Source organism: Singulisphaera acidiphila DSM 18658 (genome assembly GCF_000242455.2).
In the GTDB taxonomy this organism is placed as follows: Bacteria; Planctomycetota; Planctomycetia; order Isosphaerales; family Isosphaeraceae; genus Singulisphaera; species Singulisphaera acidiphila.
Map to the genome: position 1 here is coordinate 1,703,083 of NC_019892.1, position 12,429 is coordinate 1,715,511.

At 62.6% G+C, this 12,429-nt stretch carries 9 protein-coding genes and 1 pseudogene; 1 reads left to right on the plus strand and 9 read right to left on the minus strand.

Going from position 1 to position 12,429, the window contains the following annotated elements; genetic code table 11:
• Positions 1-9: 9 nt before the first annotated feature.
• Positions 10-1,083 (plus strand): DUF1559 domain-containing protein, encoded by a 1,074-nt coding sequence (locus SINAC_RS06650; protein WP_015244916.1) that lies wholly within the window; start codon positions 10-12, stop codon positions 1,081-1,083.
• 546 nt (positions 1,084-1,629) lie between these two features.
• Here the strand turns inward: SINAC_RS06650 and SINAC_RS06655 are convergent.
• The 9 genes and pseudogenes from SINAC_RS06655 to fabD form a co-directional block, all read right to left on the minus strand.
• Positions 1,630-2,070, minus strand: a complete 441-nt coding sequence (locus SINAC_RS06655) for a hypothetical protein (RefSeq protein ID WP_015244917.1) — start codon at positions 2,068-2,070, stop codon at positions 1,630-1,632.
• A gap of 190 nt (positions 2,071-2,260) precedes the next feature.
• Positions 2,261-2,998 carry an SDR family NAD(P)-dependent oxidoreductase gene (locus SINAC_RS06660; RefSeq protein WP_015244918.1) on the minus strand — a complete coding sequence of 246 codons (738 nt, stop codon included), beginning with the start codon at positions 2,996-2,998 and terminating at the stop codon, positions 2,261-2,263.
• An 89-nt stretch (positions 2,999-3,087) separates the two neighbouring features.
• Entirely contained in the window at positions 3,088-4,827 is a 1,740-nt protein-coding gene (locus SINAC_RS06665) for a complex I subunit 4 family protein (protein WP_015244919.1), read from the minus strand.
• An 87-nt stretch (positions 4,828-4,914) separates the two neighbouring features.
• The gene (gene nuoL / locus SINAC_RS06670) at positions 4,915-7,278 is read right to left on the minus strand and encodes an NADH-quinone oxidoreductase subunit L (protein ID WP_015244920.1); all 2,364 of its coding nucleotides are present in this window, start codon (positions 7,276-7,278) and stop codon (positions 4,915-4,917) included.
• Positions 7,279-7,476: 198 nt separating this feature from the next.
• Positions 7,477-8,673 (minus strand): annotated as a pseudogene (moeB, locus tag SINAC_RS41785) (molybdopterin-synthase adenylyltransferase MoeB).
• 34 nt (positions 8,674-8,707) lie between these two features.
• A complete protein-coding gene (fabF, locus tag SINAC_RS06680) occupies positions 8,708-9,964 on the minus strand; it encodes a beta-ketoacyl-ACP synthase II (RefSeq protein ID WP_015244921.1) in 1,257 nt (418 codons plus the stop codon).
• A 1-nt stretch (position 9,965) separates the two neighbouring features.
• Positions 9,966-10,199, minus strand: coding sequence for an acyl carrier protein (gene acpP, locus SINAC_RS06685; RefSeq protein ID WP_015244922.1), 234 nt, complete (start codon positions 10,197-10,199; stop codon positions 9,966-9,968).
• Positions 10,200-10,564: 365 nt separating this feature from the next.
• Positions 10,565-11,338 (minus strand): 3-oxoacyl-[acyl-carrier-protein] reductase, encoded by a 774-nt coding sequence (gene fabG, locus SINAC_RS06690; protein WP_015244923.1) that lies wholly within the window; start codon positions 11,336-11,338, stop codon positions 10,565-10,567.
• A gap of 171 nt (positions 11,339-11,509) precedes the next feature.
• The gene (fabD, locus tag SINAC_RS06695; protein ID WP_015244924.1) at positions 11,510-12,421 is read right to left on the minus strand and encodes an ACP S-malonyltransferase; all 912 of its coding nucleotides are present in this window, start codon (positions 12,419-12,421) and stop codon (positions 11,510-11,512) included.
• Between the last annotated feature and the right edge of the window lie 8 nt (positions 12,422-12,429).

Sequence of the window (12,429 nt, forward strand, 5' to 3'; positions counted from 1 at the left end):
GATTCTCTGATGAGATTGAGAACGCGTCGGTCCGGCTTTACCTTGATTGAACTGCTTGTTGTGATTGCGATCATTGCTGTGTTGATCGCGCTTCTGTTACCCGCAGTCCAGGCGGCACGCGAGGCGGCTCGCCGCTCTCAGTGCACCAATAATCTCAAGCAACTCGGCCTGGCCTTGCACAACTATGAGAGCAGCAATGGGAGCTTCCCTCCCGGCGGCGAGTCAACCAATTTCAAAGCGACGACGCCCGCCACGCAATTCGTTGATGGCGGCTGGAGTACGTTGGCTCGCATCTTACCGTACATGGAAGGTGGTGCCACGTTCAACACGCTGAACTTCACCGTTGACTACAACGAGCTCACCGGGATGAATTACACCGGCGCTTCGTCTGTGGTGAGTGTTTTCCTCTGTCCCTCGTCAACGCGGAGCGGCGGAGGACGCGACTCCTGGAGTGCCAGCGCCCAATCGCCCGAGGAGGCTGTGGGAGGCAACAAGGGCTACGGCTATGCCGACTACGGCGCAACGTGCTACACCGACATCAACCCGGCGGGCCAGTCGACGGGTTATTCCGCTGCGACGCCTTACCGGCTCAAGACCTCTCGAGCCAACGGCCTCTTGAAGGAAGGGCAAACTCGCATTGCCGAGGCCATTGACGGTACGAGCAACACGATGGCCATTGGCGAGGACGCCGGACGTGATGAGAGCTTCCTGAGCCCGTACACGGAAGGCTACTATGACGGTACCAACACCCGCCCCGTCCTGGGCCAGGGGCCGGCCGGTGGGACAGGTGCCTACCGACGTTACTGGCGCTGGGCCGAGCCCGATGGTGCCTATGGAGTCTCCGGAGCGCCCAATAACAAGGCTCGTCCCATGAAAGAAACCTCATCATGGCCCAGCACGGTTGGAACCGCCGGCAACAACGCCGGGGCCAACGACGAACTGTTCTCGTTCCACTCGGGTGGAGTCAACGCCCTCTTCGGCGATGGTAGCGTCCGATTCATCAAGGACAGCATCAACGTCGTCACCCTCCGCAGCCTCGTGACCCTCTCGGGCGGCGAGGTGGTCTCGGCTGACTCGTTCTGACCTGACATCGTCCTTGATTTGTACCAGCATCACGAGCGAGGCCCGAGATCCGCATGGATCTCGGGCCTTCTTTGATTTTCAACAACCCGATAGCCGGGAAGAGCGGGGTGCTACGTTGAACCCGGCGGCCTGGTTGATGACGGCGGCTTGCCCTGAACCTCTTGTGGCTGCGCCGCCCGATCAAAACCAACCTTGTTTTCTGGTTCGGCCCACCTATTTTCATGAATCGCGAGATGATTCCCGGCCTGTTCCTTGGGACTGAACACAACCAACGATTTCCAGGCTCGGCCGGGAGTGGTGACTCAGCTTCCATGATTCGTGAGCCATCCGAGCGTAAATCGATTGAGCCAGGGGTGAAGTTGCTGGAAAATATTTGATATGTTTATGTATGGAAACCCCGGAGGGGGGACCGTCAGAGCCAGCCTTGGGCCCTTGACGGTCTTCCCTCCGGGGCTCGTCGGTTACCGACATGTCTTCAATTGGGCCGGTTGCGATGTGAGACCGCAATCGGGGTTTCGCATCGACCCACTCACGGCCTGGCGGAGGTCAGCGGGTCCGCTTCTCTTGCTCGGCTTTGGCGAGCTTGGACGGGGAGTTGATGAAGCATTCCATCGACGAAGACGCGGCGGTTTCAGGCGCGGCCAGTCTGAGGCCTCGGCGGACGGTTCGATTGGCTTGGCCTGCTTCGCGGATCGTGATCGAGAAGGCACATTCCCGGTCGCCGCTGGAAGTTGTCACATCGTCGAGGCGAAGGGTTTGTAAGCCGCTCTGATCGACGTGCTGGCGGACCGTGCGGAATTGGCAGCCCGAGTGGCCTGGTTTGATTTCGACGTCGCAGCCGTCTCGATCGAGGCCGGCGATTCGCAGTTGAAGGTAGACGGTGTTCGTCTTCGTCGCGGGCTTCTCGCCGGCCTTCGCCGGGCGAGCGAGAGGAAGAACGATCCCCACGGCGACGGTCAAAGCGGCCATCCATGACCTGCCCTGCATCGGTTCCACTCCTTTGGCTGGTTGGTTCGAGAAGATCCTCCGGAATTGGTGCGGCGACGTGGGTGTAGGGGCGAGCGGCAAAATACTCTGGCTCGCCGATCGACGCAAGGTCAGATCAAGATCAAGCGAGGTCGGCGCGCAAGTCGGCGTGGGCAACGCAACGCGGGCTCTAAGCTGGCGTCGGGGGAGGTCAGATTGTTCGTCCGCCGTCGGCGACGAGGACCTGGCCGGTCATCAACGTCGTGCCGTTGGCGAGGAAGAGGGTGACGTCCGCGATATCGTCAGCGGAGGCAGGGCGCTTCAGGGGGGTCGACTTCATGGCTTGCTCGACCATGTCTTGGTGGTCGGCCAGCCATCGGGTTTGCACCGGGCCGGGGGCCACGGCATTCACGCGGACTTCCGGGGCGAACGCCTTTGCCAGGCTCTTGGTCATGGTGATGACCCCCCCTTTGCTCGCCGCGCAGGCGATCGAGCTTCCCGACCCTGCCATGCCCGCCACCGAGGCGATGTTGACGATGTTTCCCTTGCGCGCCTTGAGGTAGGGCATCGCCGCGCGGCAGGCGAAGAAGGTTCCCTTCAGGTTCACGTCGAGGATTTCGTCCCAGACCTGGTCGGTCAACCCTTCCAGGTCGTGGTGGGCCACGAAGAACGTGGTCGCTGCGTTGTTGACGAGGACGTCGAGCCCGCCGAATTCCTCGGCGGTCCGTTCGACCATCGCACGAACGGCTGTGTCGTCGGCGACGTCCGCCTGGATAACGAGCGCCTCTCCGCCTCGTTCGCGAACGCCGTCAGCGGTCTCTTCGGCCTCGGATCGCGACTTCGAGTAGTTGACCGTGACCGCGAATCCGAAGCTGGCGAATCTCCAGGCCACCGCCCGGCCGATCCCCGTTGCCGATCCTGTCACTAGCGCGACGCGTTCCCGTCCCATGGCACGTCAACCTCAGAGCGAGTCAGTCGGTGGGGAAAAAAATCTTCCCCACCGCCCGCCTCAGGGACATGGATCCAAACGCTCTCGGCTCAGCGGCTCTGGACCACGGGAAGGGCAACCTCGGTAACGACCTTGGCTTGGCGGACCGTCTCGTTGCTCTCCAGACGGGCGGATGCCACGGCGACGTCACGAACCATCCGCTCGACCGACGGGCTCATCCAACTCAGCAGGAACTGCTGGGGGAAGACGCCCAGGGCCACGGTGAGGACGACCAAGGGGATCGAGATCGCCCACTCCCGAGGTGTGAGGTCGGGCAGACCACGGTACTGCTCGTTCCGGCCCAGGAAGACGCGTTGAAGCGTCCAGAGGATATAGGCGGCGGTCAGAACCACGGCGGCGGCGGCGAGGATGGCCAGGAGCTTGCTGTAGTTGAACGTGGAGAGAACCACGAAGGCTTCGGCAATGAACCCGCAGAGCCCCGGTAGCCCCATTGACCCGAAGAAGATCAGGAACGAGATGGCACCGTAAGCGGGCATCGACGTGAGCAGCCCCCCCAGCTTCTTGAGGTCACGGGTGTGGGCTCGCTCGTAGATCACGCCCACCAAGAAGAACATGCCGGTGGAGGTGATCCCGTGAGCGATCATCATGAACATCGCGCCGTTGACGCCAAAGGCGTAGTAGCGCGGGTCGTCGGTCAGGTTCATCGCGGCCATGCCGAGCGTCACGTAGCCCATGTGGCTGACCGAGCTGTAGGCGACCAGCTTCTTGAAGTCGGTCTGCGCCATCGCCACCAAGGCCCCGTAGAGGATGCTGAAGACACCCAGGACAGCGACCGGGTAGGCAAACTCAATCGCACCGAGCGGCGCGAGCGGCCAGGCGAGCCGGATCAGGCCGTAGCCGCCGATCTTGAGCAAGACCCCCGCGAGGATCATGCTGATCGGGGTCGGTGCCTGCACGTGGGCGTCGGGCAACCACGTGTGGAACGGGAACGACGGCAGCTTGATGCAGAAGCCGACCAGGAAGAGGCCGAAGATCCAGCGCTGGACCGAGACGCCGTAGTACCCCGTCTCGCTGGCGATCTGGGACAAGGCCACGATATCGAAGGTGTGGGCGCTGAACGCTTGGCCGTGGAGCATGGCTTGGGGCACTCCCGCCACCAGCGGATCGCCCGGCCAGAAGTAGAGGAGCAGGATGGCGACCAGGATGAAGACCGACCCGAAGAGCGTGTAGAGGAGGAATTTGATCGCCGCATACTCGCGGTTCTCACCCCCCCAGACGCCGATCAGGAAGTACATCGGCAGCAGCATCACTTCAAAGAAGACGTAGAAGAGGAACATGTCGAGCGATAGGAAGACGCCCATCATGCTCGCCGTGAGCAGCAAGTAGAGAGAGAAGTATCCCTTCACCTGCTTGTCGATATTCCACGAGGCCAGGCAGGCCAGTACGCTCACCAGGCCGGTGAGCAGGACCAGGCTCAGGCTGATTCCATCAAGGCCGAGGTAATACTGGATGTTGAAGTAGGGGATCCAAGTCCGCCGGACGACCAGGTCGCCGAGAGCCGGGCCGACTTCGGTGGCGGTCGGGGTGTCCGTGGCGTTCGTCACGTTGAGCGCATTGCGCTCGGCCCGTTCGCGTAACGGGGCCGAGGCGTTCGAGCCCGGCTGGACGTAGGTGCCGTAGGCCACCAGAGTCAAGACAAAGGTCGCGAGCGTGATCGCCAGCGCAGTCCCTTTGATCGCCGTCTCGGCCCGTTTCGGGATCAGGAGGACGCCGATGGCTCCGAGCAAAGGGAGCAGCCAGAGCAGTGTCAGCAGAAGGTCGTCGCTCATGACGTTGGCACCACTTCGAGGAGAGTCAAAGGTCGTGGAATGACGTTGTACGGCGAACGGAACCGGTCCGGATCGCTCAAAAAAATGTCAGGGGCGGACCCAGGAGAACACGCCTACGAACAAGCCGACCAAGGCGACGGCCAGGAACATCAGGTAGTTGCGGATGCGGCCGGTCTGGAGCCCGCGGCTCCAGTCGCCCACGGAATAAACGGTTCGCGCGGTCAGGTTGACCAACGAGTCGACGGCCACCCGATCAAAAATCCCCTCCGCCTTGCTCAAGAGGAGAGTCACTTTCGCGACGCCGTTGACCGCCGCGTCAATGACCCGCCGATCGAACTCGCTGCAGAGCCGAGCGAGAGCCAGGGTCGGTTTCACCAGAGCAACGTCATACAGCTCGTCGAAATACCACTTGTTGACGAAGAAGCCGTAGAGTCCACCCAGCCGCTCGGCAGCCAGACGCGCATCCTGCCGCTTCCGGAAAACGTAGGGGAGCGGCGGCGCGTAGAAGAGGATGCCCAGGCCGACCCCGACCGCGAGGATCAGGACCGATGCGCCCATCGCCAGCAAGTGCGATTGGTGGAGCGATTCCACATGAACTTGCCTGACGACCGGCTCGCCGTATTCGAGCATTCGCTCAACCACTGGCTTGGCGATGTCGGAGGTCGACACCGGCAGGATCGTGAACGGGTAGCCGATGATGATCGTTGGCACGGCCAGAATCATGAGCGGCCAGGTCATGATCGGGGGGCTCTCATGAGCGTGGTCGTAAGGATTGCCGTGGTGGTGGTCGCCATGACCGTGCGCACCACCGTGGTCATGCCCATGAGCTGCGGCCGGATAGCCTCGGGGCTCACCGGCGAAGACCAGGAACCACATCCGAAACATGTAGAAGGCCGTGATCGCTGCGCCGATTGCGGGGAGCACGAACAGCAGAATGTGCTGCGTATTGTGTTCGCCGAAGACGAAGTAGATCGAGGAGGCGAGGATCGCATCCTTCGAGTAGAAACCGCTGAAGAGCGGCACCCCGGAAATCGCGAGCGTCGCCGCAAGCATTGTGTAGGCTGTGATCGGCATCTTCTTACGCAGGCCACCCAGCACCGGCATTTCATAGGTGTGGACGGCGTGGTAGATGCTCCCTGCCCCCAGGAACAAGAGCGCTTTGAAGAACGCATGCGTCAGGAGGTGGAAGAGCCCGGCGGACCAGCCGCCGACTCCGAGCCCGAGCATCATGAAGCCGAGCTGGCTGACGGTCGAGTACGCGAGCACCTTCTTGTAGTCGGTCTGCACCGCCGCGATCGTGGCTGCGATGAAGAGGGTGACGGCCCCGGTATAAGCAATGTAGAGTTGAACGTCGGGCGTGAAGAGTGGGAAGAAGCGGCCCACCAGGTACACCCCCGCCGCCACCATCGTGGCCGCATGGATCAAGGCGGAAACCGGGGTTGGGCCGGCCATTGCGTCCGGAAGCCAGACATGCAGCGGGAACTGGGCGCTCTTACCGGCGCAGCCGGCGAAAATCCCGAGCCCCGCCAGGGTTAATGCCCAGAACGGAATCTGCAAAGGCTTACCGGTCCCCTCACTCTTGAGGACCTGGCCCGTCTCCTGGTTATGAAGCACGACGACGGCCGTATCACCGGCAGCCGACGCCTCGACATTCAGGCGTCCCGTCTTATCACGGAGCGAGTGGTTGATCGTGTTGATATCGAACGTGCCGAAGCTGGTCCAGATCAGGCCCAGACCGATGAGCATCCCGACGTCGCCCACCCGGTTGACGATGAACGCCTTGTTCGCCGCGTTGGAATTCTTCTTCTCTTCATACCAGAAGCCGACAAGGAGGTACGAGCAGACGCCGACCAACTCCCAGAACATGAAGATCATGAAGATGTTGGCCGAGGCGACCAGGCCGAGCATCGAGAAGCAGAAGAGCGAAAGGTACGTGAAGAACCGGGGGTAGCCCGGGTCGTCATGCATGTACCCCATCGAGTAGATATGAATCAACGTGGCAATGAACGTGACCATCAAGAACATGATCACGGTCAGGTTGTCGATGTGGACGGCCAGCGGGATCACCAGCGAGGGGCCGGCAATCTGGCCCACAACGGGAACGGCCTGGCTACCGCCAATGACCCAGTCGTAGCTTGCTCGCCAAACGAGCGGCCCTTTGGCATGCTCCGCTGGCTCGTCGTGCGAATCCTCGGCCGGGGTTGCTTCCGCCGCTGCGCCCGGCTCGGCATGAGCGGAGGCGTGTGGGTGGTGCGAGGCCAAGACCCCTTCCGCCTCGACGAAGAAGTAGTCGATGAACCCAACCGCGCTCAGGAGGAATGAGAGGCCGATGGCCCCGGTCGCCAGGTAGGCGTTCAAACGGCCGAGCAGGCGGATCCCGATTAACTCGATGGTAAACGCGGCCAAGGGGATCAGCACCGCGGCCACATAAAGCCCAGCCTGCCAGCTCATTTCGTCCCCTCGATCATGTGGGTGTCCTGGTCCTGGAGGGTCGTCTGGGGAGAGGCTGAAATATGGCACAGGGGTTGTCGCATTGCAACCCCCTGCCGGCATCCCCGCACGGTTTCGGTCGCCTGCCAGTCGAGGGCTATGGGACGATGAGCTGAATGACCCCCGCTGTCGCGAAAGTGACGGTGATTTGGCCTCGGATCAATAGGTCGGCAAGGTCGGATCGACATCCTTGATCCAGGCGAGAATCCCGCCTGTGAGATTTCGGAGCGATTCGAAACCGGCGTCATTGAGAAGGGCGATCGCCTTGGCGCTTCGGACGCCGCTCTTGCAGTGGACGATCATCGCCGTGCCGCGATCGAGTTCCGCGAGTCGATTCGGCAACTCGGGCAAAGGGATGACGGTCGACCCGGCGATCCGGCAGATGGCGATTTCTTCGGGGTTGCGGACGTCGAGGATAAAAGGCCGTTCCCCTCGATCCTGCATCGCTTTCAGCTCGAGCGGCGCGATCACGTTGCTCGCGGGAGCCTTCGTCTCGGTTGCGGTGTCGACGACGGGGACGCCGCAAAACTGTTGATAGTCGATCAGGCCGGTGATCGTCGGGTTGGGACCGCAGATCGGGCACTTCGGGTTCTTCCGGACCTTCATCTCGCGGAAGCTCATATCGAGCGCGTCGTAGAGCAGGAGTCGCCCGGTCAACGGCCGGCCGGTGCCGAGCAGAAGCTTGACCGTTTCGGTCGCTTGAACGATCCCGATCAGGCCCGGCAAGATCCCCAGGACTCCCCCCTCGGCGCAGTTCGGCACGAGGTCGGGTGGCGGCGGCTCGGGATAGAGGCAGCGGTAGCAGGGACCGTGCGGCGGAAAGAACACCGAGGCCTGGCCGTCGAATCGGAAGATCGAGCCGTAGACGTTCGGTTTGCCCAGCAGGACGCAGGCGTCGTTGGCGAGGTAGCGGGTAGGGAAGTTGTCGGTGCCGTCGACGATCACGTCGTAATCGGCGAAGATTTCCAGGGCGTTACTGCTATCGATCGGATGCTCGTGCCGAATGATGTTCAGCCCGGGATTGATCGCCTACAGCTTTTCCTGGGCGCTTGTGACTTTGGGCCGGCCAACGTCGGCGGTGAAGTGAATGATCTGCCGTTGAAGGTTGGAGACGTCGACGACGTCGAAGTCAACCAGGCCGATCGTCCCGACCCCGGCGGCGGCCAGGTAGAGGGTCAAAGGGGCTCCGAGGCCCCCTGTTCCAATGCAGAGGACCTTGGAGGCTTTGAGCCTCTGCTGACCATTCATCGCAACTTCCGGCATGATGAGATGCCGGGCGTAGCGCTGAATTTCGGCGGAGGAAAGCGGCGAAGCGGCAGGCCGTTCGCCGAGGAGGTCGATCGGAGGTATGTTCATCGTCTCGTGGTGCCTAACCTGGAATACGTCCGACCTAGGCGTCGCTGGGTCGGTAACGGCCGATCAGGAGGCTGGCGTTGTGCCCACCGAAGCCGAAACTATTGGACATGACCCGCTCGACCTTCACTTCGCGTGCGACGTTCGGAATGTAGTCGAGGTCGCAGCCCTCGCCCGGATTGTCAAGGTTGATCGTCGGAGGGAGCACATCCGTATGGATCGCCAGGGCTGACGCGATTAACTCGACCCCTCCTGAAGCGCCCAGGAGATGGCCCAGCTCACTCTTCGTGCTGGAGATTTGGAGCCGATCGACGTGGGAGCCGAAGACGCTCTTCATCGCCCGAGTCTCGGCCAGGTCACCCAGGCCGGTGCTCGTCCCGTGAGCATTGATATAATCAACACCGTCAGGAGAAACACGTGCGTCGTTGAGACAGAGGTTCATGGCGCGGGCTGCGCCTCGACCTTGCTCATCGGGGGCGGTGATGTGCGACCCGTCGGCCGACATGCCGTAACCGAGGACCTCGGCATAGATGCGCGCCCCACGGGCTCGCGCAACCTCCTCGCACTCGAGGAGCATGATCCCGGCCCCTTCGGACAGGACGAAGCCGTCCCGGTCGCGGTCGAACGGCCGGCTGGCGCGAGTCGGATCCTCGTTCCGGGTGGACAAGGCACGCATCGAAGCGAACCCGCCCAAGCCCATGTGAGTGATCGCCGCTTCGCTCCCGCCGGTGATCATGACGTCGGCCAGGCCCGCCTGGATGAGCTTGAACGCGTCGCCGATGGCGTTGGCCGCCGACGCGCAGGCGGTCGCGATCGCCGTGTTCGGTCCGCAGAGACCCCAGCGGATCGAGACCTGGCCGCTGGCCGCGTTGACCATCAGCTTGGGGATCGTGAACGGGCTGATCCGGGACGGACCCTTCTCGCGCATGATCGAGTGCTGGGTCTCGAACTCAGTGAGCCCGCCGATCCCCGATCCAATAATCACTCCGCAGGTGTGGGACGGATATCGCTCAAAATCGATCCCCGAGTCCTCGACGGCCGACATGCTGGCGGCCATCGCGAACTGCGCAAACCGATCCAAGTGACGCGCTTCCTTAACCCCAAACCGCGCAACGGGATCCCAGTCAGGAACCTGGCCGCCGAAGTGGACCTTGAACTCGCTCGTATCAAAGAGGGACAGCGGTCCAACGCCGCTTTGGCCCGCACAGAGCGACGACCAGAATCGGTCCAGCGTGTCGCCCAGGGCCGTGACCACCCCCATGCCGGTGATGACGACTCGGCGTGACTTACCCATATTACTTCGTATGTTCCTCGATGTACGTGATCGCTTGACCGACGGTCTGAATCTTCTCGGCCTCTTCATCGGGGATGGTGATGTCGAACTCTTCTTCGAACTCCATCACCAGTTCCACGGTGTCGAGCGAGTCGGCACCCAGGTCGTTCACGAATGAGGTTTCCCGGGTCACCTGGTCCTTGGCTACCCCCATCTGCTCGCTGACGATCTCGATCACGCGTTCTTCCACGGACACGGGCGAACCTCCTGATTTCTGGTCTAAGCTTTCAAGACGGGTCCGGTTGCACCACTAGGCATGACGGTTCGCGTTCGGGCACCGAGGCGTATCGTCGGCGTGGCGTTTTTAAGAGAACCCCCGACCGGATCGCGGCGGCGGAAACCGCCGGGACGTGTCGAGAGCATCCTCAGAGTTATCGGTCGTAAAGAGCCTCGGCTTCGAACTTCCGGGCCGTGGATCCTGTAAAACGTCTCAAGTTAACAATCCCCGGCCGCAATGTCTACGGAAGGATCGGCCTGAGTCAACTCCTCGCCGATTTGCGTCGTCGCTCGATTGGGGGCCGGAGCGCACTTCCCCGGCCTCCCCTCCTCTTCGTCGCTGGGTCAGGCCGTCATGCCGCCGTCAACGGCGATGACCTGGCCGGTCAGGTAGCCTGCGCCGGCTCCGGCAAGATAGCATGCCAGATCGGCAATGTCATCGGGTGTCCCAAGTCTTCGAAGCGGGACGCGGTCTTTGACCTCGCTCTTGATCTTATCGGGGAGGGCGTCCGTCATGTCGGTCGTGATGAACCCGGGGGCGATCACGTTGACGGTGATGTTACGGGGGGCCAACTCGCGGGCGATCGTTCGGCTGAACCCGATGACCCCTGCTTTGCTCGCCGAATAGTTGGCCTGGCCCGGGTTCCCCATCAGCCCGGAGACGCTGCTGATGTTGATGATCCGGCCGTAGCGGCCGCGCATCATGATGGCGCCGACGGCCCTTGAGAAGAGAAACGTCCCCTTCAAGTTGGTGTCGATGACATCATCCCAGGCGTCGTCCTCCATCCGGAGAACCAGGCCGTCGCGGGTAATCCCGGCGTTATTCACCAGGACATGAATCTTGCCGAATTTCGCTTCGACTTCTTCGACGACCCGGTTGACGTCGGCGGAGTCGGCGACGTTGGCGGCATAGCCCTCGGCGGTTCCCCCGGCGTCTCGGATTGTCTTGAGGGTCTCTTCGAGGCCCTCCACTGTCCGCGCGACGCCCGCAACGCTGGCACCGCAGGCCGCGAGACGAGTCGCGATCGCTCGGCCGATCCCGCGGGAGGCTCCCGTCACCAGCGCCACCTGACCGCTCAAATCGACTCGACATCCTGAAGGCGTATCGCCGCTGGCCATAGTCGCTTCCATCCTCATGCGGGGATCAAATTCGCCGAAAACCTCGCCGTGGCGGGACGTTGAGAATCGTTATAATCCTGGCTGACTTGCCCCCACAACCCCAATCTCTCTCGTAGCGAACTGCCAGGGGACCGGGAGGAGGGATGGCAAGGATTCGTAGGGCGGAATCGATCAACGGGCCGGGATGCTCGTGCAGCCTGTCTTGCGATCGATCCGCTTCAAGAGGCCGGTCAGGACGCGTCCGGGCCCTACCTCGTAAAACGTGTCGAAGCCGTCGGCCATCATCCGCCGCATCGAGTCTTCCCAGCGGACCCCGCCGACCACCTGGGCGACCAGGGTCCGCCGAAGGTCGGCGGGATCGGAGTGGGCCGACGCATCGACATTTGAGTAGACCGGGATTCGCGGCGGGCTGATTGACGCGGTGGCCAGGACCTCGCTGAGCCGGTCGTCGGCCGGTTTCATGAGGTCCGAGTGAAAGGCTCCTGCAACTTTCAGGGGGATCACGCGGGAGGCGCCGAGCTCCGAGGCGATCGGTTCGAGCTGGGCCAGCGCGGAGGTCTCTCCGGACACGACGATATTGCCGGGACCGAGCAGGTTGGCTTTCCAGAGCCGGCCGTGCGCGGCGACCCGGCGACAAAGTTCGTCGATCGCCGATTCGTCGAGCCCGAGGACGCTGGTCATTCCGCTCGGGGTGGCCAGGGCGGCCGCTTGCATCGCCTGGCCTCGGGCCCGGACCACCTTCAGCCCTGTCTCGAAATCGAGTGAGCCCGCGAAGACGAGGGCGGTGTATTCACCGAGGCTGAGCCCCGCCGCCCCCTGGCAATTCTCGACGACGTCGGGCTGGCTCAGTTTCAAGCCTTCCAGCGCCGCGAGGCTGGCCACGAAGATCGCCGGCTGGCTGACGTCGGTTGATTCGAGGGCTTCGGCCGGGCCATCGAAGCAGACCTTCCGGAGGTCGAAGCCAAGGATCTCGGCCGCACGGTCGAACAGGGCACGAGCCGCCGGCAGCTCGTTGTCGAGCTCGCGGCCCATGCCGACCGTCTGCGCTCCTTGGCCGGGGAAGAGGAAGGCAATCTTGGGCATCGGGTCGT

Excerpts from the sequence above, each read along its gene's own strand:
- SINAC_RS06650 (WP_015244916.1), top strand. The coding sequence starts at position 10 with ATGAGATTGAGAACGCGTCGGTCCGGCTTTACCTTGATTGAACTGCTT.
- SINAC_RS06655 (WP_015244917.1), bottom strand. The coding sequence starts at position 2,070 with ATGCAGGGCAGGTCATGGATGGCCGCTTTGACCGTCGCCGTGGGGATC.
- SINAC_RS06660 (WP_015244918.1), bottom strand. The coding sequence starts at position 2,998 with ATGGGACGGGAACGCGTCGCGCTAGTGACAGGATCGGCAACGGGGATC.
- SINAC_RS06665 (WP_015244919.1), bottom strand. The coding sequence starts at position 4,827 with ATGAGCGACGACCTTCTGCTGACACTGCTCTGGCTGCTCCCTTTGCTC.
- nuoL (WP_015244920.1), bottom strand. The coding sequence starts at position 7,278 with ATGAGCTGGCAGGCTGGGCTTTATGTGGCCGCGGTGCTGATCCCCTTG.
- fabF (WP_015244921.1), bottom strand. The coding sequence starts at position 9,964 with ATGGGTAAGTCACGCCGAGTCGTCATCACCGGCATGGGGGTGGTCACG.
- fabG (WP_015244923.1), bottom strand. The coding sequence starts at position 11,338 with ATGGCCAGCGGCGATACGCCTTCAGGATGTCGAGTCGATTTGAGCGGT.
- fabD (WP_015244924.1), bottom strand. The coding sequence starts at position 12,421 with ATGCCCAAGATTGCCTTCCTCTTCCCCGGCCAAGGAGCGCAGACGGTC.